Here is a 23691-nt window from a genome sequence, read left to right as displayed (position 1 = left end):
TGGCCCATCTTAATTACAATCGGCGTTCACCGCAGCTAGCAGCGCCTATCACCGGATAAGAGAGAGCCTATCGTGACCCTTCGCACGTACCAGAACCACAGCCCGCGGCTAGCCCGTGGCGCTTTTGTCGACAGCACCGCGGTGGTGATCGGCGACGTCGAAATCGGCGAAGACAGCTCCGTCTGGCCGCTGACGGTCATTCGCGGCGACATGCACCGCATCCGTATCGGTGCGCGTACCAGCGTCCAGGATGGTTGTGTGCTGCACATCACCCACGCCGGGCCCTTCAATCCGGATGGCTTCCCGTTGCTGATCGGTGACGACGTGACCATCGCCCACAAGGTCATGCTCCATGGTTGTTCGGTGGGCAGCCGGATCCTGATCGGCATGGGCAGCATCGTCATGGACGGCGCGGTGGTCGAAGATGACGTGATCATCGGCGCCGGCAGCCTGGTACCGCCAGGCAAGCGCCTGGAAAGCGGCTTTTTGTACGTGGGCAGCCCGGTGAAACAGGTCCGGCCGCTGACAGACAAGGAACGCGCGTTTTTTACCTACAGCGCCGCGAACTACGTGAAGCTCAAGGACCTGCATCTGGCCGAAGGTTACGACCAGGCCTGATGGGGTCGCCTGCCATCCCCTCATTCATCGTGGCGAGGGAGCTTGCTCCCGCTTGTCAGTGATATTCCCCAGGAACTGCCATGCATTACCAAACCGTACTCTTCGACCTCGACGGCACCCTCACCGACCCGCGCGAGGGCATCACCCGTTCGATCCAGTTCGCCCTGAGCAAATTGGGCATCGACGAGCCCGACCTCACCCGCCTCGAGCACTTCATCGGCCCGCCGCTGTTGCAGGCCTTCATGCAGTTCTATGACTTCGACGAAGCGAAGGCCTGGGAGGCGGTGAATTTCTATCGTGAGCGGTTCAAGGTCACCGGCCTTTATGAGAACCGTGTCTTCGACGGCGTGATGCCGCTGCTGGAAACCTTGGGCGGCCAAGGGCGCCAGTTGTACATCGCCACGTCCAAACCCTGGGTCTTCGCCCGGGAAATCGCCCGCCACTTCGACTTCGCCCGGCATTTCAAGGTGATCTACGGCAGCGAACTGGACGGCACCCGTACCAACAAGGTCGAGCTGATCGCCCACCTGCTGGCCGAAGAAGGCCTCGACCCGGCCAGCACCCTGATGATCGGCGACCGCAAACACGACCTGATCGGTGCCCACAGCAATGGCCTGGATGCGGCAGCGGTCGGGTATGGGTTTGGCAGCCACGAAGAACTCAGCACCGAGCGCCCGGCGTATCACTTCCAGACGGTGGAAGCGTTGCATCAGGCGTTTTTGCGGCGCTGACCGGGTCGCCATCGCGAGCAAGCTCGCTCCCACAGAGGATTGCCATTGTTCACAAATGTTGCGAGCAGCCCCAACCCCTGTGGGAGCGAGCTTGCTCGCGATGGCGGCAGCACAGACACCCCCAGCCTCAAGGTGTAGCCGTGTCCCGGTCCAAACGGGGCTCGCTGTATACGAACGCGATGATTCAGGCCCTGAACTGGCTGGGTGCCACGCCGCTCCAGCGCACGAAGGCATGGCGGAAGCTGGCGGTTTCGCTGAAGCCCAGTCGTTCGGCGATTCGATAGATCGGCAATTGGTCCTCGCAGAGCATCTGCTTGGCCCGCTCGAAGCGCAGTTCGTCCAGCAGCTCCTGGTAGCTGCAGCCCAGGTCCTTGAGGTGGCGGCGCAAGGTGCGCGCCGAGCAATTCATCTGTTCGGCCAGGCCTTCCAGGCCGGGGGCGGCGTCCAGTTGGGCGTCGAGCAACTGGCGGATCCGTCCCAGCCAGGCTTGGCGTCCGGTGAATTCGGTGTTCTGCCGGCGACAGCGTTCGGCCATGGCGTGATGGGTGATGGGGTCGGCCAGGGGCAAGGGTTGCTCGAGCCAGTGACGGTCGAAGGCGAAAGCGTTATCGATGCTGTCGAAGCGCACCGGGCAGTCGAAGAGCGCGGTGTAGCGCGCCTGGTAATCGGGCGCCGGGTGTTCGAAGCGTGCGGCGTGCAACGGCAGTGCATGGCCGAGGAGGTCATTGCAGATCACCTTCAGCGAAACCATGCAGAACTCGGCATTGAACACCGCCAGGGCCGGGTTCTCCCGATAATCGCTGGCGCTGAACCAGATGTGCTCGCCATCGTCGTCCAGATTCAGCTCGTAGAGTGTTCCCAACAGCGCCGGATAGCGCAGTGCCAGGCGCAAAGCGTCACCTAAGGTGGCACTGGTGAGCAGGGCATAGCCGAGCATGCCGTAGGACGAAACGTGCATGCGCAGGCCCAATTCCAGGCCGATGTCGCGCTTGAGAGCCACGGCGTTGGCGCAGACCTGCATCTCCTGGTTGGTGGTGATACGCGTATCGGCCCGGCTCAGGTCCGCCGCGCTGATGCCGCTGCCGGCCAACAAGGCATCACTGGGCAAGCCTTCGCTTTTAAAGGTGCTCAGTACCAGCGAGACGGCGTTGAGGGTGGTGAGGTGGGAATGAAGCATGTCCGTTTCCAGCCTGGGGGAGCTGGAAACGGAGCAAGTTATATGCCGGATGAAAATCGCAAGCTCGACACAACACTCGATGTGGGAGCGAGCCTGTGGGAGCAAAGCTTGCTCGCGACGCAGTGGACACAAATCCACAATAAGGTCGCGTCATCGTTCTTCGCGAGCAAGCTTTGCTCCCACAGGTTTGCCCTCATAGGGGATTGCCGGTGTCAGATAAGCTCGCCACACAGATCCAGCTCTACCAGTCGCCGAACCTCTTCCACCGGCAGGCCGGCGCCAATCAACGCCTGTAACTTGCCGAGCGCGGCCTCGCGGGTCATGCCGCCGCCGGATAGCACGCCGACACCGCGCAAGCGGCTACCGGCTTCATACACATCCAGCTCGACGCCACCTTCGTGGCATTGGGTCACCGCCACGACCACCACGCCGCTGTCCCGCGCCCGCTCGAGGCTGGCGAGGAAGGCCGGGTTGTCGCTCGGCCCGGTGCCGCTGCCGTAGCATTCCAGCACCAGGCCCTGGATACCGCTGCCCAGCAGGCCATCGAGGATCTGCGCACTGATGCCGGGAAACAGCGGCAGCGCCGCGATATTTGCCAGTTGCTTGGGCTGGTTGTAGTTCAACTGCGTTGGCAGGGTCGGCGCCGGGGTGCCGCCGCCCTGGCGTTCCAGGCGCTTGAACGGATGACGACCGAAGCTGCGCACCTTCGCGCAACGGGTTGGTGCCAGCAGCTCACCGTGGAAGTACAAGTGCACGCCCGGCGCCAGGCCCTGGCCGAGGGCGACCAGGGCGCCGCTGAGGTTTTCCCAGGCGTCGCTGTCGGTCACGCCGGCGGGCAGCATCGAGCCGGTGAAGCAGACCCGCGCATGCAGGCCCAGCAGTTGGAAGCTCATCGCTGCGGCGCTGTAGGCCAGGGTGTCGGTGCCGTGCAGGATCAGTACGCTGTCGCAGCCCTGCACATCCACGGCATCGACCACCGCTTCGCGCAGTTGCTGCCAATAGGCCGGGGTCATGTTGGCGCTGTCGATCAACGGCGACATTTCCCGGAAGCGCCATTGCGGCACGACGAGTTCGGGTTGGCTGTGCAGGTAATCGCGCATCCGCGCTTCGAAACCGGATGCCGGGGCCAGGCCGTGGGCACTGGCCTGCATGCCGATGGTGCCGCCGGTGTAGAGCACCATGACGTGCTGGGCGGCAGGGTAGGTCGAGGGGTTCATGGTTGTTCTCCGAGGACGAAAACGGCAGCGTTACTTCGCTGCCACAACATAAGGCCGAGCATGACGCCGACCTTAGGTTGTGTCACGCCGGACGCAGGGGATGCGTCCGGTTTTTTCCAGGCAGCTTGTTACCGATCAGCGTTGCGCTGCGGTCACGCCAGCCGAAGCGGCGTCAGGCTGGGCAACGGGCGCCGATGGGTTGGCAGGCCAGGCCTTGCGGTCCAGATCCAGGTCCGGGAACTTGCTGGAGTCGAACACCGGAACCTTGATGCCGGCCGAACGCTGGTCATCGTAGTCACGCAGGATGCGCATGCCGACCTTGAACAGCAGGAACAGCGCGATCAGGTTCACGAACGCCAGCAGGGTCATGGTGATGTCGGCGAAAGCGAACACGGTGCCGAGGTTTTCGATGGCGCCCCAGAAAATCAGGGCCAGGACCAGCGCGCGGTAGCCCATCAGGGCCTTGCGATTGTCACCGATCATGAAACGCAGGTTGTTCTCGCCCAGGTAGTAGTTGTAGAGGATCGAGGTGAAGACGAACAACGACAGGGCCACGGAGATGAATATCCGGCCCCAGTCACCCACGACGGCCGCCAGGGAGTTCTGGGTCAGGGCAATGCCGTCGCCTTCGAAGCCTGGGGTGTAGAAGCCCGACAGCAGGATCAGCAACGCGGTGCAGGTGCAGATCACGAAGGTGTCCAGGAACACGCTGAACGCCTGGACTACGCCCTGGGCGACCGGGTGCTCGACCGACGCGACGGCGGCGACGTTAGGCGCACTGCCCAGGCCGGCTTCGTTGGCGAACACGCCACGCTTGACGCCCATGACGATGGCGCTGCCGATCAGGCCGCCGAAGGCCTGGTCCAGACCGAAGGCGCTCTTGACGATAGTCACCAGCATGCCCGGTACATGTTCGAACTGCAGCACGATCACGTAGAGGGTCACGGCGATGTACGCCAGGGTCTTGACCGGTACCAGCAGGTCGGCAACCTTGGCGATGCGCTTGATTCCGCCGATGAACACCAGGCCCAGCAGCACCGCCAGGCCAAGGCCGGTGTAGGTGGTGTCGAAGCCGAAAGCGTTGTTCAGGGAGTGGGTCACTGCGTGGGCTTGCAGGCCGTTGAAGGCGAAGCCGAAGGTGACCAGCAGCAGGAACGCCATGATCATGCCCAACCAGCGTTTCTGCAGGCCGTGCTGGATGTAATAGGACGGGCCGCCACGGTACTGGCCTTCGGAGTCGCAGCGCTTGTAGAGCTGGCCGAGGGAGCACTCGAAGAAGCTGCTGGACATACCGACCAGGGCGGTTACCCACATCCAGAACACCGCACCAGGCCCACCGAGGGTCACGGCGATGCCGACACCGGCGATGTTGCCCGCGCCGACACGACCGGCCAGGCTGAGCATCAGGGCCTGGAAGGAACTGAGCTGGTCGGTGCTGCTTTTCAGGCTGTCACGGAACACCGTGAACATGTGGAAGAAGTGACGGAACTGGACGAAACGCGAGCGGATCGTGAAGTAGCCACCGAGCCCGACAATGAGCACGATCAGCACTTTCCCTGATAGGAAGTCGTTGATGACTTCGAGCATGAGTATTCCTCGCTGTTTTTTGTTTAAGCAAATGCTGGCCATTTGGAAATATCGCGTTACATCGGTCGGCGCGCGGCCCGACAGGTGAGGCGAAGTTTCGTCCCGGTCCATTTTCGCGGGTTTGTTATTAGTTCGGTTTTCGCATGTTTAAGGGTCTCGTTGCGGACGACCGCTCATGCGAAGAGGGGCGGCACTATACCTATCAGTGCGGTGCCCGTCTGCACAGTTGTGGTGCGTCCGACGAAGCGGACCCTTTGAAACACCTGGCCTTACGGTCAGGTTCTTGTGGGGGCGAGCCTGCTCGCGTTGGCTGGCGACACGGTTTACAACGGGCAGCGCGTCGTCGTTTATCGCGAGCAGGTTCCTTCCCACAGGTTCGGTCATCCCTGGCTGCTATCCATTAAAAAAAGGGCTTGGGGAAGATCCCCAAGCCCTCAAAAGGTGAGAGGTGTCTAGTCCCTCGACCTGGTGAGCGGTGGCCGTGTCGATCACGCTTTGAGCGGGACCAGACGCGGAGCAATCATGTTTTCCGGGCGCAGGATGTCGTCGAGCATGGCGTCGTCGAGCAAGCCTTCTTCGCGCACCAGTTCCAGCACGCCGCGGCCACTTTCCAGGGCAACACGGGCGATGCGGGTGGCGTTTTCATAGCCGATGTACGGGTTCAGGGCGGTGACCAGGCCGATCGAGTGCTCGACCAGTTCACGGCAGCGCGCTTCGTTGGCGGTGATGCCGACGATGCAGTGTTCGCGCAGCATGTCCATGGCCCGTTGCAGCAGGCGGATCGAGTCGAAGATCTTGAAGGCGATCAGCGGCTCCATCACGTTCAGTTGCAGTTGGCCGCCTTCGGCCGCGATGGTCAGGGCCAGGTCGTTGCCGATGATTTGGAATGCCACCTGGTTGACCGCTTCCGGGATCACCGGGTTGACCTTGCCGGGCATGATCGAGCTGCCTGGTTGGCGGGCCGGCAGGTTGATTTCGTTGATGCCGGTGCGTGGGCCGCTGGACAGCAGGCGCAGGTCGTTGCAGATCTTCGACAGCTTGACCGCGGTGCGCTTGAGCATGCCGGAGAACAGCACGAAGGCGCCCATGTCGGAGGTGGCTTCGATCAGGTCGGCGGCCGGAACCAGCGGCTGGCCGCTGATGGTCGCCAGGCGCTGCACGGCCAGGGCCTGGTAGCGCGGATCGGCGTTGATGCCGGTGCCGATGGCGGTGCCACCCAGGTTCACTTCGGTGAGCAGTTCAGGCGCCAGGGTTTTCAGGCGTGCCAGGTCTTCGCTCAGGGTGGTGGCGAAGGCGCGGAATTCCTGGCCGAGGGTCATCGGCACGGCATCCTGCAGCTGGGTGCGGCCCATTTTCAGGACGTGGCTGAATTCTTCGCCCTTGGCGGCGAACGCCTGGATCAGGCTGTCGAGGCTGGCCAGCAACGCGTCGTGACCCAGCAGCAGGCCCAGGCGGATCGCGGTCGGGTAGGCGTCGTTGGTGGACTGCGCCATGTTCACGTCGTTGTTGGGGTGCAGGTACTGGTACTCGCCTTTCTGGTGGCCCATGGCCTCCAGCGCGATGTTGGCGATGACTTCGTTGGCATTCATGTTGGTCGACGTGCCGGCGCCGCCCTGGATCATGTCCACCACGAATTCTTCGTGGAAGTCGCCGCGGATCAATCGTGCACAGGCTTCGCTGATGGCGGCGTGCTTGGCTTCGCTGAGCTGCCCCAGTTCGCGGTTGGCGTCAGCGGCGGCCTGTTTGACCATTGCCAGACCGACCACCAGCTTGGGGTAATGCGAGATCGGGACGCCGGAGAGACGGAAGTTGTTTACCGCTCGTAGGGTCTGGATGCCGTAATACGCTTGCGCTGGTACTTCGAGTACGCCAAGCAGGTCTTTTTCTGTGCGGAATGATGCAGCGGAGGACATGACGGAAATCATCTCGATAAGGACCCGGTCTGAGCCGGAACGCTGTGGATCCTAGGCTCTGGGAAAAAATAGGGCCAATGCTGTTAAACACTGGCCTATGCATATTCGGCATAATGCCGGTGTGACGCCGACGGTGCGGCGAACGTGTGACCTGTTTTGGTGCATGTAGGGGAGGACGTGATGAATCTTGAAAGCAAATGGCTCGAGGACTTCAGTGCCCTGGCCGCGACCCGCAGTTTCTCCCAGGCGGCCGAGCGGCGTTTCGTGACGCAACCGGCATTCAGCCGGCGAATTCGCAGCCTTGAGGCTGCGCTGGGGCTGACCCTGGTCAACCGTTCCCGTACGCCCGTCGAGCTGACGGCGGCGGGGCAGTTGTTCCTGGTGACGGCACGTACCGTGGTGGAGCAATTGGGTGAAGTGCTGCGCCATTTGCATCACCTGGAAGGCGGGCAGGGTGAAGTCATCCAAGTGGCCGCCGCCCACTCCCTGGCGCTGGGCTTCTTCCCACGCTGGATCGCGCAACTGCGCAACGAAGGGATGAACATCGCCACGCGGCTGGTGGCGACCAACGTCGGTGACGCTGTCCACGCCCTGCGTGAAGGTGGCTGCGATTTGATGCTGGCCTTCTACGATCCGGATTCGGCCATGCAGATGGACCCGGAGATCTTCCCGTCGCTGCACCTGGGCCAGACCGAAATGCTCCCGGTGTGCGCCGCCGATGCCAACGGCAACCCGCTGTTCGACCTTGAAGGCGAGGCCAGCGTGCCGCTGCTGGCCTACAGCGCCGGGGCGTTCCTCGGGCGTTCGGTCAACCAGTTGTTGCGCCAGCGGGCGCTGCGGTTCACCACGATCTACGAGACGGCCATGGCCGACAGCCTGAAAAGCATGGCCCTGGAAGGCCTGGGCATCGCCTGGGTACCGCACCTGAGCGTACGCGCCGAACTGGCCCGGGGCGAACTGGTGATCTGCGGTGGCACGCAATGGCACGTGCCCTTGGAGATCCGCCTGTACCGCTGCGCCCTGGTGCGCAAGGCCAATGTGCGGTTGCTGTGGCGCAAGCTCGAAGGCGGCGCGGCGCAGGGCGCCATCGGATCCTGAAAACAACGCGGACCCCCTTGTGGGAGCGAGCTTGCTCGCGATGACGACCTGACATTCACAGTTGCATAGACTGACCTACCGCTATCGCGAGCAAGCTCGCTCCCACAGGGATTTGCGTTGTTGGTTCGCTGACCTGCGAGTCAATAAAACCGCCACTTCACCCCAAATGACAGATGGTCGGCGAAAGTGCGTTTAACGCACCATTTTCGGTATACTGCCCGGCCTTCGGTCGGTTCGCCCGGCCATAATTCGTACAACAAGCCACGCCGGTTTCCTGCGTGGCTTGTTGTTTTTTGACGCGCCTGCGGGCGCCCAGAGAGAAGAGGCACGACGATGAGTGCACTGGTTGGCGTGATCATGGGCTCCAAGTCCGATTGGTCCACCCTTAGCCACACCGCCGATATGCTGGAAAAGCTCGGCATCCCTTACGAGGTGAAAGTGGTCTCCGCCCACCGTACCCCGGACCTGCTGTTCCAGTACGCCGAAGAGGCCGAGGCACGTGGCATCGAGGTGATCATCGCCGGTGCCGGTGGCGCGGCCCACTTGCCGGGCATGTGCGCGGCCAAGACCCACCTGCCGGTGCTGGGCGTACCGGTCCAGTCGTCGATGCTCTCGGGGGTCGACTCGTTGCTGTCGATCGTGCAGATGCCGGCCGGTATCCCGGTCGCGACCCTGGCCATCGGCAAGGCCGGCGCGATCAACGCGGCCCTGCTGTCGGCGAGCATCCTGGGCGCCAAGCACCCACAGTTTCATACCGTGCTGAAAAAATTCCGCGCTGAGCAGACAGACAGCGTCCTGGACAATCCAGACCCACGCATTGCCTGAGGTTGTTGACGAATGAAGATCGGTGTAATCGGTGGCGGCCAGTTGGGTCGCATGTTGGCCCTGGCAGGTACGCCGCTGGGGATGAACTTCGCTTTCCTGGACCCGGCGCCTGATGCCTGTGCCGCGGCGCTGGGTGAACACCTGCGGGCCGACTACGGCGACCAGGATCACCTGCGCCAATTGGCCGATGAAGTCGATCTGGTGACCTTCGAATTCGAAAGCGTCCCGGCCGAAACCGTGGCCTTCCTGTCCCAGTTCGTCCCGGTCTACCCGAGCGCCGAAGCCTTGCGGATCGCCCGTGACCGCTGGTTCGAAAAGAACATGTTCAAGGACCTGGGCATCCCCACGCCGGCTTTCGCCGACATTCAGTCCCAGGCCGACCTGGACGCCGCTGTCGCCGCCATCGGCCTGCCCGCCGTGCTCAAGACCCGTACCCTGGGTTACGACGGCAAGGGCCAGAAAGTCCTGCGCAAGCCTGAAGACGTGGTCGGTACATTTGCCGAGCTTGGCAGCGTGGCCTGCCTGCTGGAAGGTTTCGTGCCGTTCACCGGGGAAGTCTCGCTGATCGCCGTGCGTGCCCGCGACGGTGAGATCCGCTTCTATCCGCTGGTGCACAACACCCACAAGGACGGCATCCTCAAGCTGTCCGTCGCCAGCACCGATCATCCGTTGCAGGCCCTGGCCGAGGACTACTCCAGCCGGGTGCTCAAGCAACTGGACTATGTCGGCGTGATGGCGTTCGAGTTCTTCGAAGTGGACGGTGGCCTCAAGGCCAACGAAATCGCACCGCGGGTACACAACTCCGGGCACTGGACCACCGAAGGCGCCGAGTGCAGCCAGTTCGAAAACCACCTGCGGGCGGTGGCCGGGCTGCCACTGGGGTCGACCGCCAAGGTCGGTGAAAGCGCGATGCTCAATTTCATCGGCAAGGTCCCGGACAGCGACAAGGTCCTGGCGATTGCCGACTGCCATTTGCATCACTATGGCAAGGCGTTCAAGGTCGGGCGCAAGGTCGGTCACGCCAACCTGCGCTGCGCTGACCGGGCCACGCTGGCCCAGCAGATCATCAAGGTCGAGACGCTGATCGCCGAACAATAATCTGGAACGGCGGTGGAACCATTCGTCGGCTAATCTTTCTCATGGCTAAGTGCCAAAGCCTGACCGGGCTTTGGCTTAGCGACTCAATGAGAGGGGAAATGCCATGGGTATCATCGGAACTATCTTTATCGGCTTGATCGTTGGCCTGCTGGCGCGCTTCCTGAAACCGGGCGATGACAGCATGGGCTGGATCATGACCATCCTGCTCGGTATCGGCGGTTCGTTGGCGGCCACTTACGGCGGCCAGGCCCTGGGCATCTACCAGGCCGGCCAAGGCGCAGGTTTCATCGGTGCCCTGGTGGGCGCGATCGTGTTGCTGGTGATCTACGGCCTGATCAAAAGAAACTGATCCAAATGCAGCAAGGCCCTCTCCGCGTGGCGAGCCGAGGGGGCTAGAATGCTCGGCGTTTCACTTTTCATTCATTGCCGAGCCCTTTCATGCGCCGTCTAGTATTGACCCTTCTTCTGCTGGGCAGTGGCCTGGCCCATGCCGCCGAGCTGCCGGAAACCGACTGGCTCGAACTGATGCCCAAGTCGGACCAGAAAGCCCTCGAGGCCATGCCCGAGATCGACCACAACTCCCCGGAAGCCAACGGCACCTTCACTGAAAAAGGCGGCCTGAAACAAAGCAAGGGCTTGCCGGCGGTGATGTATTCGACCAAGACCGTGGCGGCCATGAACGACAAGCACATCCGCATCGGCGGGTACCCGGTGCCGCTGGAAACCGACGCCAAGGGCCGCAGCACGCTGTTTTTCCTGGTGCCCTACCCTGGCGCCTGCATCCACGTCCCGCCACCGCCGCCTAACCAATTGGTGCTGGTGCGCTATCCCAAGGGCCTGAAGCTGGACGACATCTACACGCCGCTCTGGGTGACGGGCACGCTGAAGATCGAAAAGGTCGACAACGACCTGGCGAGCGCGGCGTATGCGCTGGAGGCGGAGAAGGTGAGGGTGGTGCAGGAGGCGGATTTGTAGGGCGAAACCCAATGTGGGAGCGAGCTTGCTCGCGATGGCGGTGTGTCAGTCGACGCTGAGGTTGACTGTCCGTCCGCTATCGCGAGCAAGCTCGCTCCCACAGTGGTTTTTGTGGTGGGGTTTAGAGGGGCTTGCTGCAGATGCTCACGCCAAGGGTATGGCTGGCCTGTGGCAACAACGTCACCACGTCGTCCATCACATTCGCCGTCTCGATGCACAACATGCGCTGCCAGCCATCGTCGGCCATGTCGCTGAAGGCCTTGGCGCGTTCGGTCCAGGGGTTCCAGATCACCGCCGAGCGCGAACCGCTGCTGCTCAGTTCGATCCGTCGTTCCCAGTGCGGGTCAATGATGCTCAGCGTCGGCGGGGTGTCGAGGTAGATGCGGTCGGTCTCGCTGGCAAATGTCAGGTCGCCGGCCTGGGTGTGGGTATTCCAGTCGTCCAGGGTCTCGATGTAGCTCAAGCCATCCACCCCTTCGACCCGCACGTTGCGTACGTCGCTCACGGCGAAGTAGCTGTGCAGCGCCTGGCTGAGGCTGACGGTTTCGCTGCCACGGTTATGGCTGGTGAGGCGGATGTGCAGCTGCTCGTCCATCACGATGGTCAGCGTCAGGTCCACCTGGTGAGGCCAGCCCGCAAGGCCATTCTCGGGGTAGGGCAGCACGAACTCCACCTTGAGGCTTTCGCCTTCGGCTTCGATGCCCTTCAATTCCCAATCCATCGCCCGCACCAGGCCGTGGGCCGTGGCGGGGGCGTCGCTCACACGCATGGCCTGTACGCTGTCGGGGTTGCGCGTCAGGTTGCCGAACCACGGCCAGCACACCGGCACGCCCGCGCGGATGCTCTTGCCGGTCTTGAACGTGGCCTGGTCGTTGAGCCAGATCAGTGGCGGCTGGCCGTCCACTTGATAACTGAGGATGTGCGCGCCTTGCTGGGCTACCAGCAACTCGGCCTGACCGTGACGGATGCGCCAGGCGTTCAGTTCATCCAGTTTGACCGCTTCGACGTTGGGCGTAGGCATGTTGCAAATCTCGCTCGGGAACAGGGACTGCAATGGACCGCAAAACGGCCGCCGTGTTTAACGGGCGCGCGGCGGAACCGAGCGGGTACGACCGCTGCCGTCGATGGCGACAAAGACAAAGACCGCCTCGGTCACCTTGCGCCATTCACTGGACAGCGGGTCGTCGCTCCAGACCTCGACCATCATCTGGATCGAGCTGCGGCCGATTTCCAGCGCCTGGGTATAAAAGGAAAGCTGCGCACCCACCGCCACCGGCACCAGGAACGCCATGCGATCGATCGCCACGGTGGCCACTCGTCCGCCGGCCACCTTGCTGGCCATGGCGGTGCCGGCCAGGTCCATCTGGGACACCAGCCAGCCACCGAAAATATCGCCGAAGCCGTTGGTCTCGCGAGGGAGCGCGGTGATTTGCAGGGCCAGGTCGCCTTGCGGGATTGGATCTTCTTGTTCGAGCTCTATCATGCCGGGGGGCCTCTGACCCGTAACGCTGTCTGGTACTTCAGGTGAATAGCCGTCTTTGAAAAAAACGATTCAGCCCGAACATACTGCGTTCGTCACGTTTTTCGTAAAGGCGTGCCAAAGGGAAACTCTGCGAAACCGGCTGGTTCTGGTAATACGCCACCAACGACGTTTTCGCACAGCAACCCCTTACAGAGTACTGCAAGGTTGCGAGTATATCGGGCGATAGACGTCGAGACGACCACTCGGTTCTGATTTCGACTATCAAATACGCGCCTCTATGTGCTTTTTCGAACAATTTGCTATCGTGCCGGACCTGCCCAGGCCCCAACCCGTATTGCCAGGGTTGCAGAATTGACTATAAGAGAAGCCCTTGCCATGACCACTGCGCCTTCGAGCACGGCGACGCCCGCACAACCAGCACGTCCACTGACCCGCAACGATTACAAGACCCTGTCGCTTTCAGCTTTGGGCGGTGCGCTGGAGTTCTACGATTTCATCATCTTCGTGTTCTTTGCCACCGTGGTCGGCAAATTGTTCTTTCCTGCCGAAATGCCTGAGTGGCTGCGCCTGATGCAGACCTTCGGCATTTTTGCCGCCGGTTACCTGGCCCGGCCGCTGGGCGGGATCATCATGGCCCACTTCGGCGACCTGCTGGGGCGCAAGAAAATGTTCACCCTGAGCATTTTCATGATGGCTGTGCCGACCCTGATCATGGGGCTGTTGCCCACCTATGCGCAGATCGGCATGTGGGCGCCCATCCTGCTGTTGCTGATGCGGGTGATCCAGGGTGCGGCCATCGGCGGGGAAGTGCCGGGGGCCTGGGTCTTCGTTTCTGAACATGTTCCGGCGCGCCACATCGGCTACGCCTGCGGCACCCTGACCTGCGGCCTGACGGCGGGGATTCTGTTGGGTTCGCTGGTCGCCACAGCCATCAACAGCCTTTATACGCCGGTGGAAGTGGCGGATTACGCCTGGCGGATCCCGTTCCTGCTGGGCGGTGTGTTCGGTCTGTTTTCGGTGTACCTGCGCCGCTGGCTCCACGAAACCCCGGTGTTCGCCGAGCTGCAACTGCGCAAGGCCCTGGCCGAGGAAATACCGCTGCGGGCCGTGCTGCGCGATCATCGCGGCGCCATCGCGATTTCGATGCTGCTGACCTGGCTGCTGTCGGCCGGCATCATCGTGATCATCCTGATGACCCCGACGGTGTTGCAGACCGTTTACCACTTCAGCCCGACCACCGCGTTGCAGGCCAACAGCCTGGCGATCGTGTTCCTGAGCTTTGGTTGCATCGGCTCCGGCGTGCTGGCCGACCGCTTCGGCGCCGGGCGGGTATTTGTCTTCGGTAGCGCGTTGCTGCTGATCACCTCCTGGACCTTTTATCACCGCCTGTTCGACCACCCCGACTGGCTATTCCCGCTCTATGCGCTGAGCGGCCTGCTGGTGGGCACCATCGGCGCGGTGCCTTACGTCATGGTCAAGGCGTTCCCGGCCGTGGTGCGCTTCAGCGGCCTGTCGTTCTCCTACAACCTGGCGTACGCCATCTTCGGCGGCCTGACCCCGATGATCGTTACCCTGCTGCTCAAGGAAAGCCCGCTGGGACCGGCCTATTACGTGGCGGTGATCTGCGGTATCGGGATTGCCGTGGGCGGTTATCTCTGGAAGAAGGGGCGCTAGGCCCGAATCTTTCGCTGACTGCACGGGCTTCATCGCGAGCAAGCTCGCTCCCACAGAGGGCTGCGTTCACCGCAAATCCACTGTGGGAGCGAGCTTGCTCGCGATTGGGCCGGCATGAATCATCCTGTAAAACTCAATGCTGGCCTTTCATCCAATTGTCATATTTCAGCCATAGAGTGTTCACACGGCTTACCAATACTTGGCCGACTTAACACACCTCTCTGCTAGGAGTAAGGCATGAAACTGAAGCGTTTGATGGCGGCAATGACTTTTGTCGCTGCTGGCGTTGCGACTGCCAACGCGGTTGCCGCTGTTGACCCTGCGATCCCGAGCTACACCAAGACCACCGGTGTGTCGGGCAACCTCTCCAGCGTCGGCTCCGATACCCTGGCCAACCTGATGACCTTGTGGGCCGAGAACTACAAGAAAGAATACCCGAACGTAAACATCCAGATTCAGGCCGCCGGTTCCTCCACCGCGCCGCCCGCGCTCACCGAAGGCACCGCCAACCTGGGCCCGATGAGCCGCAAGATGAAGGACAACGAACTGCAGGCCTTCGAACAGAAGTACGGCTACAAGCCAACCGCTATTCCGGTTGCCGTGGACGCCCTGGCCGTATTCGTGCACAAGGACAACCCGATCAAGCACCTGACCATGGCTCAGGTCGACGCCATTTTTTCCTCGACTCGCCTCTGCGGCGCCAAGGCTGACGTCAAGACCTGGGGCGACCTGGGCGTGACCGGCGACCTGGCCAACAAGCCGGTCCAACTGTTCGGTCGTAACTCGGTGTCCGGCACCTACGGCTACTTCAAGGAAGAAGCCTTGTGCAAAGGCGACTACAAGCCAAACGTCAACGAACAGCCGGGTTCGGCTTCGGTTGTGCAGTCGATCAGCAGCTCGCTTAACGGCATCGGCTACTCGGGTATCGGCTACAAGACCGCCAGCGTGAAAACCGTTGCCCTGGCCAAGAAAGAAGGCGGCGAGTTCATTGAAGACACCGAAGAAAACGCCCTGAACGGCAAGTACCCGCTGTCGCGTTTCCTCTACGTCTACGTCAACAAGGCGCCGAACAAGCCTCTGGCCCCGCTGGAAGCCGAGTTCGTGAAGCTGATCCTGTCCAAGCAAGGTCAGGAAGTCGTGGTCAAGGACGGCTACATCCCGGTACCTGCCAAAGTCGCCGCCAAGGCACTGGCTGACCTGGGTCTGCAGGAAGGCGGCAACGTCGCCAAGCAGTAATACCTGAGCCCGGGCCAACGCCCGGGCTCTCTGTGGGAGCGGGCTTGCTCGCGAATGCGGTGGATCAGTCGGCATCCATGTCGAATGCGCTGGCCCCTTCGTGAGTAAGCCCGCTCCCACAGACACGAATTTTCCGTCCGCTGCCGCTTCTAGCTGGCGGCGGATTTGTTGCGTCACTTCACTGTCATCTTTCTGTCATACAGGATCGCTAGGGTGTGCGCATGAATGATCTGGCCAACTCCACAATGACTACGACTTCCCCTCCCAAGCGCATTGATTTCAATACGCCTGAGTTGCAACGCAAGCGTCGCATCCGCGCGCTCAAGGATCGCCTGACCCGCTGGTACGTGCTGGTCGGCGGCCTCGCCGTCCTGGCGGCCATTACGCTGATTTTCTTCTTCCTGGCCTACGTGGTGCTGCCCCTGTTCCAGGGCGCGGACCTGACCGCCAAGGACTCGATCACCCCGGCCTGGATGCAAGACGCCGGCAAACCGCTGATGATCTCTATCGAAGAACAGAACCAGGTCGCCATGCGGGTTTCCGACAAGGGCCAGGCGCTGTTTTTCGACGTCAGCAGTGGCGCCGAACTGCGCCGTGTCGACCTGCCGATCCCGGCCGGCGCCAGCGTCACCGCCATTGGCGAGGACCAGCCCGGCAGCCCATTGGTGGCGATCGGTCTGTCCAACGGCCAGGCCTTGGTGTTCCGTCACACTTATAAGGTCACCTACCCGGACGGCAAGAAAACCATCTCGCCCGCCGTCGAATACCCTTACGGCGAGACGCCGATGGCCTTGAACGAACAGGGCGCGGCCCTGGAGCATGTCAGCCTCAACGCCACGGATTCGACCCTGCTGTTGGCCGGCTCCAGCGGCGCCCAGTTGCAAGTGCTGTCGCTCACCAGCGAAGAAAACATGATGACCGGTGAAGTCACCAGCGAGCAGACGCGTATCGACCTGCCGCAGATGACCGAGCCGGTGAAGAACATCTTCGTCGACCCGCGCCAGCAATGGCTGTATGTGGTCAACGGACGTGCCCAGGCCGATGTGTTCAGCCTGCGGGACAAGAGCCTCAACGGCCGTTACAAGCTGCTGGAAAACGCCGACGCCCAAGTCACCGCCGCCACCCAGTTGGTGGGCGGGATCTCGCTGATCATCGGCGACTCCAAGGGCGGCCTGGCCCAATGGTTCATGGCCCGGGATCCGGACGGTGAGCTGCGCTTCAAGCAGATTCGAACCTTCCAGATGGGTAGCGCGCCCATCGTCGAGATCAGCGCCGAAGAACGTCGCAAGGGTTTCGTGGCGCTCGACGCCGCCGGCAAGCTCGGCGTGTTCCACAGCACCGCCCACCGCACCCTGCTGGTGGACCAGGTGGTCGACGGCCAGGGTCTGTTCGGCATGTCGCCACGGGCCAACCGCCTGATCGTTGAACAGGGCGGCAAGCTGCAACCGTTGACGCTGGACAACCCGCACCCGGAAGTGTCGTGGAGCGCGTTGTGGAGCAAGGTCTGGTACGAAAACTACGACGAACCTAAATATGTCTGGCAATCGACCGCCGCCAACACCGACTTCGAACCCAAGCTGAGCCTCTCGCCGCTGACCTTCGGTACCCTGAAGGCGGCGTTCTACGCGATGCTGCTGGCCGCGCCGCTGGCGGTTGCCGCAGCGATCTACACCGCCTACTTCATGGCCCCGGGCATGCGCCGCAAGGTCAAGCCGGTGATCGAGCTGATGGAGGCGATGCCGACGGTGATCCTCGGTTTCTTCGCCGGCCTGTTCCTGGCGCCGTATGTCGAAGGGCACCTGCCGGGTATCTTCAGCCTGTTGATGTTGCTGCCGATCGGCATCCTGGTCACCGGTTTCGCCTTCAGCCGCCTGCCGGAATCCATTCGCTTGAGAGTGCCCGAGGGCTGGGAAAGCGCCCTGTTGATCCCGGTCATCCTGTTCGTGGGCTGGCTCTCGCTGTACATGAGCCCGTACATGGAGGCCTGGTTCTTCGGCGGCGACATGCGCATGTGGATCTCCCATGACCTGGGCATCACCTACGACCAGCGCAACGCCCTGGTGGTGGGCCTGGCGATGGGCTTCGCGGTGATCCCGAACATCTATTCCATTGCCGAAGACGCCGTGTTCAGTGTGCCGCGCGGCCTGACCCTGGGCTCCCTGGCCCTCGGTGCCACGCCGTGGCAGACCATGACCCGCGTGGTGATCCTCACCGCCAGCCCGGGCATCTTCTCGGCGCTGATGATCGGCATGGGCCGTGCGGTGGGCGAGACCATGATCGTGCTGATGGCCACCGGTAACACGCCGGTCATGGAAATGAACCTGTTCGAAGGCCTGCGCACCCTGGCGGCCAACGTGGCGGTGGAGATGCCCGAGTCGGAAGTCGGCGGCAGCCACTACCGCGTGCTGTTCCTGTCGGCCCTGGTGTTGCTGTTGTTCACCTTCGTCATGAACACCCTCGCCGAGCTGATCCGTCAGCGTCTGCGCAAGAAATATTCGTCGCTTTAAGAAAGGTAGAAGTCTGTGAAACAGAACTCCCTGAAAGGATGGTTCAAGAGCGGCGCCCCCGGCGTCTGGATCAGCGGTGGCGCGGTGTCCATCGCGGTCATCATGACCATTGGCCTGCTGGCGGTGATCGCTGTGCGCGGCCTGGGCCACTTCTGGCCGGCAGACCTGATCCACGCCAACTACAACGTGCCGGGCATGCCTGCGCACCTGGTGGTCGGCGAAGTGGTGCAGAAAGAAGAAGTACCTCGTGAGCGCCTGAAAAGCGCCGGCCTGCCGGTGCCGGACGAAGGCCCCGAGTTCATGACCCGCGAACTGATCAAGGTCGGCAACCGAGACCTGAACGGCACTGACTTCACCTGGATCGTCGGCGATTGGCTGACCAACCAGACCACGCCGCCGGAACTGATGGCCATCGAGCGTCGTGAGTGGGGCAACTTCTACGGTTACCTGGTCAACGTCAAGGAAGGCGGCAAGGTCATCGCCGAGGGCGAAGCGGCCTGGCCGCAACTGCAGGCTCGCGTACAGCGGGTCAATCAGTTGGCCGCCGAACTCAAGACCCTGGAAAAAGTCGACATCGGCGCCATCAACGCCGGTCTGGAGCGTATCCGCCTGCACGGTCGCAAGCTGGAGCTGGACGGCAAGCTCGATGCTTCGGCCCAGGCCGACCTGGAAAGCGAGCGCGCCGAACTCAACGCCCGCTACAAGGACATCGAAGCGCGCCTGGCCGACCTGCACGCGCAGTTCAACCGCGACAGCCTGACGGCCCGCGATGCCAACGGCAAGGAAGTGGAGATCGAAATCGGCAAAGTGGTGCACGCCTACCAGCCAAACGGCATGGGCACGTTCACCAAGCTGGGTTTCTACTTCAGCAAGGTCTGGGAATTCCTCAGCGATGACCCCCGTGAAGCCAACACCGAAGGCGGCATCTTCCCGGCGATTTTCGGCACCGTGATGATGACCCTGATCATGGCGATGATCGTGACGCCGTTCGGCGTGCTGGCGGCGGTCTACCTGCGTGAGTACGCCCGCCAGGGCCCGATGACCCGCCTGATCCGCATCGCGGTGAACAACCTCGCGGGCGTTCCGGCCATTGTTTACGGCGTGTTCGGCCTGGGCTTCTTCGTCTACGTGCTGGGTGGTTCGGTCGATCGCTTGTTCTTCCCCGAAGCCTTGCCGGCACCGACCTTCGGCACCCCGGGCCTGCTCTGGGCGTCCTTGACCCTGGCGCTGCTAGCGGTGCCGGTGGTGATCGTGGCCACCGAAGAAGGCCTGGCGCGGATCCCGCGTACCGTGCGCGAAGGTTCCCTGGCCCTCGGTGCGACCAAGGCCGAGACCCTGTGGAAAATCGTCCTGCCCATGGCCAGCCCGGCAATGATGACCGGCATGATCCTCGCCGTGGCCCGCGCCGCCGGTGAAGTGGCGCCGTTGATGCTGGTAGGTGTGGTGAAACTGGCCCCGTCGCTGCCGCTGGACGGCAACTACCCGTACCTGCACCTGGACCAGAAGATCATGCACCTGGGCTTCCATATCTATGACGTCGGTTTCCAGAGCCCGAACGTTGAAGCGGCGCGACCGCTGGTCTATGCCACGGCGCTGCTGCTGGTGCTGGTGATCGCCACGCTCAACCTGTCGGCCGTGTGGATCCGTAACCACCTGCGCGAGAAGTACAAGGCACTGGATAGTTGATGGTCTGTGGGAGCGAGCTTGCTCGCGAAGCTTCTGGCGGCCTCGAGGGCCCCTTCGCGAGCAAGCTCGCTCCCACACTGATCGGCGTTCACTGGAATTTCATGGGGCCGCCACACAGGCGTTCCGAACCGAATTTGTTAGCACAGGGAGCCTCCCATGCAACACGAAGCACATACACACGGCATCAACATGTCGGCCCTGGGCCGCGACAAGCAGAGCCTGGATCTGGCGCAGGAAACCGTCGCCATCGAAGTACCCGGCCTGAGCCTGTTCTACGGCGAGAAGCAGGCGCTGTATGACGTCAGCCTGAATATCCCGAAACAGCGCGTCACCGCGTTCATCGGTCCATCGGGTTGCGGCAAGTCAACCTTGCTGCGCACCTTCAATCGCATGAACGACCTGGTGGACGGCTGCCGCGTCGAAGGTGAAATCAACCTCTACGGCAACAACATCTACCGCAAGGGCGAAGACGTGGCCGAGCTGCGCCGTCGCGTCGGCATGGTGTTCCAGAAGCCGAACCCGTTCCCGAAAACCATCTACGAGAACGTGGTCTACGGCTTGCGCATCCAGGGCATCAACAAGAAGCGCATCCTCGACGAAGCCGTGGAATGGGCCCTCAAGGGCGCCGCGCTGTGGGACGAGGTCAAGGACCGTCTGCATGAGTCGGCCCTCGGTCTGTCCGGCGGCCAGCAGCAACGTCTGGTGATCGCCCGCACCATCGCCGTGGAACCGGAAGTGCTGCTGCTCGACGAACCCTGCTCGGCCCTCGACCCGATCTCGACGCTGAAAGTCGAAGAGCTGATCTACGAGCTCAAGTCCAAGTTCACCATCGTCATCGTGACCCACAACATGCAACAGGCGGCGCGGGTTTCCGACTACACCGCGTTCATGTACATGGGCAAACTGGTGGAATTCGGCGATACCGATACGCTGTTCACCAATCCGGCGAAGAAACAGACCGAAGACTACATCACCGGTCGCTACGGCTAGTCGAGGCAACTGCATAGCCGCACTGCGCTATCAGGATCAACATTTAACTGCTTGAAGCTTGCAGCTTGAAGCTTGCAACTTTCGCGGAGCGAACAAGATGATTTCGAAGGAAGGCCTTACTCACCATATTTCCGCACAGTTCAACGCTGAGCTGGAGGAAGTGCGCAGTCACTTGCTGGCCATGGGCGGGCTGGTGGAAAAGCAGGTCAACGACGCGGTGACCGCACTGATCGAGGCCGACTCCGGCCTGGCCCAGCAGGTGCGCGAAATCGATGACCAGATCAACCAGATGGAGCGCAACATCGACGAGGAGTGCCTGCGGATCCTGGCCCGTCGTCAGCCGGCTGCGTCCGACCTGCGTCTGATCATCAGCATCTCCAAGTCGGTGATCGATCTTGAGCGGATCGGCGACGAAGCCACCAAGATCGCCCGTCGTGCCATTCAGTTATGCGAAGAAGGCGAGGCGCCGCGCGGCTACGTCGAGGTTCGCCACATCGGCGACCAGGTGCGCAACATGGTCCGCGACGCACTGGACGCCTTCGCCCGCTTCGACGCCGACCTGGCGTTGTCGGTGGCCCAGTACGACAAGATCATCGACCGCGAATACAAGACCGCCCTGCGCGAGCTGGCGACCTACATGATGGAAGACCCGCGCTCCATTTCCCGGGTGTTGAGCATTATCTGGGTGCTGCGTTCTCTGGAGCGTATCGGCGATCATGCGCGCAACATCTCGGAACTTGTCATCTACCTGGTGCGCGGTACCGATGTGCGCCATTTGGGGCTCAAGCGGATGAAGGAAGAAGTTCAGGGCACCCCGTCCGAAACCGCTAATGTTCCGGGCGAAACTGACGATAAGTAAGATTGCCAAGAAAAGCGCCCGGCCTTTTGGTCGGGCTTTTTTTTGGGTTTTTTTTAATCGAAAGCAGCACCCCGCGAACGAAAAGTCCCGGCGTGACTGACGGTTTTTTTGGCAATATGCCATCAGTAAAAGCGGTATGCTTGCCGGGATTTTTTAGAGGTGTATCTGGATGAGTAAGGTCAGTGTGTTGGTCGTGGACGATGCTTCGTTCATTCGTGACCTGGTGAAGAAGTGCCTGCGCAACTACTTCCCGGGCGTGCGTATCGAAGACGCGGTGAACGGCAAGAAAGCCCAGGCCCTGCTGGCTCGCGAGGCATTCGATCTGGTGCTGTGCGATTGGGAAATGCCGGAAATGTCCGGCCTCGAACTGCTGACCTGGTGCCGCCAGCAGGACACCCTCAAGGGCATGCCCTTCGTGATGGTCACCAGCCGCGGCGACAAGGAAAACGTGGTCCAGGCGATCCAGGCCGGCGTTTCCGGCTACGTCAGCAAACCGTTCACCAACGAACAGTTGCTGACCAAGGTCAAGCAGGCCCTGCACAAGGTCGGCAAGCTCGACACGCTGATGAACAGTGCCCCGACCAAGATGAACTCGGCGTTCGGTAATGATTCCCTCAGCGCCCTGACGGGCAATAAGGCGCCGGTTGCGGCTGTTGCTTCGGCGCCAGCGGCGAATCCGTTTGCCAAGCCGGCGGCCGCTCCCGCTCCCGCAGCCGCTGCTGCCCCGGCCCGTGGACTGCTCAACAGCCCACCGGTCAAGGCGCCGGTAGCCGCCGCTTCGACGACCAACCGTGGCCAAGGCCAGTTGCGCCTGTCCAGCGGCACCCAGCAATGCGTGATCAAGGCCTTGAGCCTCAAGGAAGCGCTGCTGGTGGTCAAGCGCACCGACACCCTGCCACAAGTGCTCGAAAGCGCAGTGCTGGACATGGAACAGGGCGACAACGCCGAAACGGCCCGTCTCAACGGCTACCTGCATGCCATCGTCGCCCATGAGCAGACCCCCGACAGCGAATGGCTGCAACTGACGTTCCGCTTCGTCGACAAAGACCCGCAGAAACTCGACTACATCTCCCGCCTGATCGCTCGCGGCACGGCGCAGAAACATTTCGTGCCGGGTGCCTGATCCGGCGGCGACTTTGAGTCCGCTATCGCGAGCAAGCTCGCTCCCACACTCGATCCAGTGAATACTGAAGATCCCGTGTGGGAGCGAGCTTGCTCGCGATGGGGCCATAAGATCCAACACCGATCGCTGATCCAATTTTGAAACATCCGTCGACTACGCTGGTCCATCCCAGCTGCTAGGCTGCTGTGCAGGCCTTCATTTTCGACAGAACCTTTGCCCATGCTCGTGCCCCTGCTGTTTGCCTGTGGTCTTGTCCTGGCCTCCACCTCGGCCGTGGCCATGACGATCTACAAATCCACCGATGCCAATGGTGTGGTGTCCTATAGCGACCGCCCCAGCAAGGGCGCCCAGGTGTTCGTGTTCCGCGACCGCATGGTCGAACGCCTGGAGCGGCAGGTGTTTCTGGATATCAAGAAGCAGAACGGCGCGGACGCGGTGTTCGTGCGCAACGATCTGTACGCGCCGGTGGAGATCGAGTTGAGTTTCGCCGGGCTGCGCAATGTCAGCGGGGCGCCGAGCCGGCCGATTCGTCGGGTGCTGCCGGCGCGCAGCAACCTGCGCCTGGCGCTGCTCACGGCCACCCGGCCCGGCAGGCCGCTGGTGTATACCCCAAGGTTCGAATATTCCCTGGGCGACCCTGCAGGCGCCGCCGAGGCCTATCGGTACCCGCTGCCTTGGCGCGGTGGACCGTTCCGGCTGAGCCAGGGGGCCAACGGCCAATACAGCCATTACGGCCCGAAGAACCGCTACGCCATGGACATCGCCATGCCCGTCGGCACGCCTATCATCGCCGCGCGGGGTGGCGTGGTCATCAAGACCGAAAACGAGCAGACCGGCCGCGGGGATGATCCCGCGGGCAATTTCGTGCGAGTGCTGCACGATGACGGCACCATG

The 23691-nt window shown here is 62.2% G+C and carries 21 protein-coding genes; 15 read left to right on the top strand and 6 right to left on the bottom strand.

Going from position 1 to position 23691, the window contains the following annotated elements:
* Nucleotides 1-72: 72 nt before the first annotated feature.
* Together J4E53_RS13730 and J4E53_RS13725 are read left to right on the top strand one after the other, a co-directional pair.
* Nucleotides 73-618, top strand: a complete 546-nt coding sequence (locus J4E53_RS13730; protein ID WP_060739819.1) for a gamma carbonic anhydrase family protein — start codon at nucleotides 73-75, stop codon at nucleotides 616-618.
* A gap of 80 nt (nucleotides 619-698) precedes the next feature.
* On the top strand, nucleotides 699-1349 hold the full coding sequence (locus tag J4E53_RS13725) for an HAD family hydrolase (RefSeq protein ID WP_060739818.1): 651 nt from the start codon (nucleotides 699-701) through the stop codon (nucleotides 1347-1349).
* Nucleotides 1350-1533: 184 nt separating this feature from the next.
* On the opposite strand, the gene J4E53_RS13720 is transcribed toward J4E53_RS13725, so the two are convergent.
* From J4E53_RS13720 to aspA, 4 genes are all read right to left on the bottom strand, one after another.
* Complete coding sequence (locus tag J4E53_RS13720) at nucleotides 1534-2526, bottom strand: AraC family transcriptional regulator (protein ID WP_103308928.1); 993 nt, start codon at nucleotides 2524-2526, stop codon at nucleotides 1534-1536.
* 212 nt (nucleotides 2527-2738) lie between these two features.
* Complete coding sequence (locus tag J4E53_RS13715; RefSeq protein WP_103308927.1) at nucleotides 2739-3743, bottom strand: asparaginase; 1005 nt, start codon at nucleotides 3741-3743, stop codon at nucleotides 2739-2741.
* A 135-nt stretch (nucleotides 3744-3878) separates the two neighbouring features.
* Entirely contained in the window at nucleotides 3879-5330 is a 1452-nt protein-coding gene (locus J4E53_RS13710; protein ID WP_060739815.1) for a sodium:alanine symporter family protein, read from the bottom strand.
* A gap of 488 nt (nucleotides 5331-5818) precedes the next feature.
* Entirely contained in the window at nucleotides 5819-7243 is a 1425-nt protein-coding gene (aspA, locus tag J4E53_RS13705; protein ID WP_003196363.1) for an aspartate ammonia-lyase, read from the bottom strand.
* A 180-nt stretch (nucleotides 7244-7423) separates the two neighbouring features.
* Between aspA and J4E53_RS13700 the strand changes: the two genes are divergently transcribed.
* The 5 genes from J4E53_RS13700 to J4E53_RS13680 all read left to right on the top strand — a co-directional run bounded on the left by J4E53_RS13700 (nucleotide 7424) and on the right by J4E53_RS13680 (nucleotide 11239).
* Complete coding sequence (locus J4E53_RS13700; RefSeq protein WP_060739814.1) at nucleotides 7424-8341, top strand: LysR substrate-binding domain-containing protein; 918 nt, start codon at nucleotides 7424-7426, stop codon at nucleotides 8339-8341.
* A gap of 333 nt (nucleotides 8342-8674) precedes the next feature.
* Nucleotides 8675-9166 carry a 5-(carboxyamino)imidazole ribonucleotide mutase gene (purE, locus tag J4E53_RS13695; protein ID WP_003196369.1) on the top strand — a complete coding sequence of 164 codons (492 nt, stop codon included), beginning with the start codon at nucleotides 8675-8677 and terminating at the stop codon, nucleotides 9164-9166.
* 12 nt (nucleotides 9167-9178) lie between these two features.
* Nucleotides 9179-10264, top strand: a complete 1086-nt coding sequence (locus tag J4E53_RS13690) for a 5-(carboxyamino)imidazole ribonucleotide synthase (RefSeq protein WP_060739813.1) — start codon at nucleotides 9179-9181, stop codon at nucleotides 10262-10264.
* A gap of 103 nt (nucleotides 10265-10367) precedes the next feature.
* A complete protein-coding gene (locus J4E53_RS13685; protein WP_003187057.1) occupies nucleotides 10368-10613 on the top strand; it encodes a GlsB/YeaQ/YmgE family stress response membrane protein in 246 nt (81 codons plus the stop codon).
* An 89-nt stretch (nucleotides 10614-10702) separates the two neighbouring features.
* Nucleotides 10703-11239, top strand: a complete 537-nt coding sequence (locus J4E53_RS13680; protein ID WP_013691991.1) for a DUF3299 domain-containing protein — start codon at nucleotides 10703-10705, stop codon at nucleotides 11237-11239.
* A gap of 121 nt (nucleotides 11240-11360) precedes the next feature.
* Here J4E53_RS13680 and J4E53_RS13675 read toward each other — a convergent pair whose 3' ends face one another.
* Together J4E53_RS13675 and J4E53_RS13670 are read right to left on the bottom strand one after the other, a co-directional pair.
* A complete protein-coding gene (locus J4E53_RS13675) occupies nucleotides 11361-12260 on the bottom strand; it encodes a D-hexose-6-phosphate mutarotase (protein ID WP_060743099.1) in 900 nt (299 codons plus the stop codon).
* A gap of 57 nt (nucleotides 12261-12317) precedes the next feature.
* Complete coding sequence (locus J4E53_RS13670) at nucleotides 12318-12722, bottom strand: acyl-CoA thioesterase (RefSeq protein WP_003177184.1); 405 nt, start codon at nucleotides 12720-12722, stop codon at nucleotides 12318-12320.
* Between the two features lie 375 nt (nucleotides 12723-13097).
* On the opposite strand from J4E53_RS13670, the gene J4E53_RS13665 reads away from it, so the two are divergent.
* From J4E53_RS13665 to J4E53_RS13630, 8 genes are all read left to right on the top strand, one after another.
* Complete coding sequence (locus tag J4E53_RS13665) at nucleotides 13098-14396, top strand: MFS transporter (RefSeq protein ID WP_103308926.1); 1299 nt, start codon at nucleotides 13098-13100, stop codon at nucleotides 14394-14396.
* A 237-nt stretch (nucleotides 14397-14633) separates the two neighbouring features.
* Complete coding sequence (locus J4E53_RS13660; protein WP_053127032.1) at nucleotides 14634-15632, top strand: phosphate ABC transporter substrate-binding protein PstS; 999 nt, start codon at nucleotides 14634-14636, stop codon at nucleotides 15630-15632.
* A 473-nt stretch (nucleotides 15633-16105) separates the two neighbouring features.
* Nucleotides 16106-18139 carry an ABC transporter permease subunit gene (locus J4E53_RS13655; RefSeq protein WP_177431712.1) on the top strand — a complete coding sequence of 678 codons (2034 nt, stop codon included), beginning with the start codon at nucleotides 16106-16108 and terminating at the stop codon, nucleotides 18137-18139.
* 15 nt (nucleotides 18140-18154) lie between these two features.
* Entirely contained in the window at nucleotides 18155-19825 is a 1671-nt protein-coding gene (gene pstA, locus J4E53_RS13650; protein WP_060739810.1) for a phosphate ABC transporter permease PstA, read from the top strand.
* A 156-nt stretch (nucleotides 19826-19981) separates the two neighbouring features.
* Nucleotides 19982-20815, top strand: coding sequence for a phosphate ABC transporter ATP-binding protein PstB (pstB, locus tag J4E53_RS13645; protein ID WP_058544183.1), 834 nt, complete (start codon nucleotides 19982-19984; stop codon nucleotides 20813-20815).
* Nucleotides 20816-20912: 97 nt separating this feature from the next.
* A complete protein-coding gene (phoU, locus tag J4E53_RS13640) occupies nucleotides 20913-21674 on the top strand; it encodes a phosphate signaling complex protein PhoU (RefSeq protein WP_060739809.1) in 762 nt (253 codons plus the stop codon).
* A 169-nt stretch (nucleotides 21675-21843) separates the two neighbouring features.
* A complete protein-coding gene (locus J4E53_RS13635; RefSeq protein WP_060739808.1) occupies nucleotides 21844-22797 on the top strand; it encodes a response regulator in 954 nt (317 codons plus the stop codon).
* Between the two features lie 219 nt (nucleotides 22798-23016).
* Nucleotides 23017-23691 (top strand): DUF4124 domain-containing protein (locus J4E53_RS13630; protein WP_207268150.1); only part of this gene is annotated, 675 nt, incomplete at its 3' end.

Origin of the sequence: Pseudomonas sp. FW305-28 (genome assembly GCF_017351395.1) — a bacterium.
Taxonomy (GTDB): Bacteria; Pseudomonadota; Gammaproteobacteria; order Pseudomonadales; family Pseudomonadaceae; genus Aquipseudomonas; species Aquipseudomonas fluorescens_AA.
Note: the sequence above shows the minus strand (reverse complement) of the source record. Positions and strands in the feature narration are given on the sequence as shown.

Bases quoted from the DNA above. Each gene is read 5' to 3' on its own strand.
- J4E53_RS13700 (WP_060739814.1), top strand. From the start codon at position 7,424: ATGAATCTTGAAAGCAAATGGCTCGAGGACTTCAGTGCCCTGGCCGCG.
- J4E53_RS13635 (WP_060739808.1), top strand. From the start codon at position 21,844: ATGAGTAAGGTCAGTGTGTTGGTCGTGGACGATGCTTCGTTCATTCGT.
- J4E53_RS13680 (WP_013691991.1), top strand. From the start codon at position 10,703: ATGCGCCGTCTAGTATTGACCCTTCTTCTGCTGGGCAGTGGCCTGGCC.
- J4E53_RS13725 (WP_060739818.1), top strand. From the start codon at position 699: ATGCATTACCAAACCGTACTCTTCGACCTCGACGGCACCCTCACCGAC.
- J4E53_RS13675 (WP_060743099.1), bottom strand. From the start codon at position 12,260: ATGCCTACGCCCAACGTCGAAGCGGTCAAACTGGATGAACTGAACGCC.
- J4E53_RS13655 (WP_177431712.1), top strand. From the start codon at position 16,106: ATGCAAGACGCCGGCAAACCGCTGATGATCTCTATCGAAGAACAGAAC.
- J4E53_RS13685 (WP_003187057.1), top strand. From the start codon at position 10,368: ATGGGTATCATCGGAACTATCTTTATCGGCTTGATCGTTGGCCTGCTG.
- J4E53_RS13660 (WP_053127032.1), top strand. From the start codon at position 14,634: ATGAAACTGAAGCGTTTGATGGCGGCAATGACTTTTGTCGCTGCTGGC.
- pstB (WP_058544183.1), top strand. From the start codon at position 19,982: ATGCAACACGAAGCACATACACACGGCATCAACATGTCGGCCCTGGGC.
- J4E53_RS13720 (WP_103308928.1), bottom strand. From the start codon at position 2,526: ATGCTTCATTCCCACCTCACCACCCTCAACGCCGTCTCGCTGGTACTG.
- J4E53_RS13690 (WP_060739813.1), top strand. From the start codon at position 9,179: ATGAAGATCGGTGTAATCGGTGGCGGCCAGTTGGGTCGCATGTTGGCC.
- phoU (WP_060739809.1), top strand. From the start codon at position 20,913: ATGATTTCGAAGGAAGGCCTTACTCACCATATTTCCGCACAGTTCAAC.
- purE (WP_003196369.1), top strand. From the start codon at position 8,675: ATGAGTGCACTGGTTGGCGTGATCATGGGCTCCAAGTCCGATTGGTCC.
- J4E53_RS13665 (WP_103308926.1), top strand. From the start codon at position 13,098: ATGACCACTGCGCCTTCGAGCACGGCGACGCCCGCACAACCAGCACGT.
- aspA (WP_003196363.1), bottom strand. From the start codon at position 7,243: ATGTCCTCCGCTGCATCATTCCGCACAGAAAAAGACCTGCTTGGCGTA.
- J4E53_RS13710 (WP_060739815.1), bottom strand. From the start codon at position 5,330: ATGCTCGAAGTCATCAACGACTTCCTATCAGGGAAAGTGCTGATCGTG.
- J4E53_RS13670 (WP_003177184.1), bottom strand. From the start codon at position 12,722: ATGATAGAGCTCGAACAAGAAGATCCAATCCCGCAAGGCGACCTGGCC.
- J4E53_RS13715 (WP_103308927.1), bottom strand. From the start codon at position 3,743: ATGAACCCCTCGACCTACCCTGCCGCCCAGCACGTCATGGTGCTCTAC.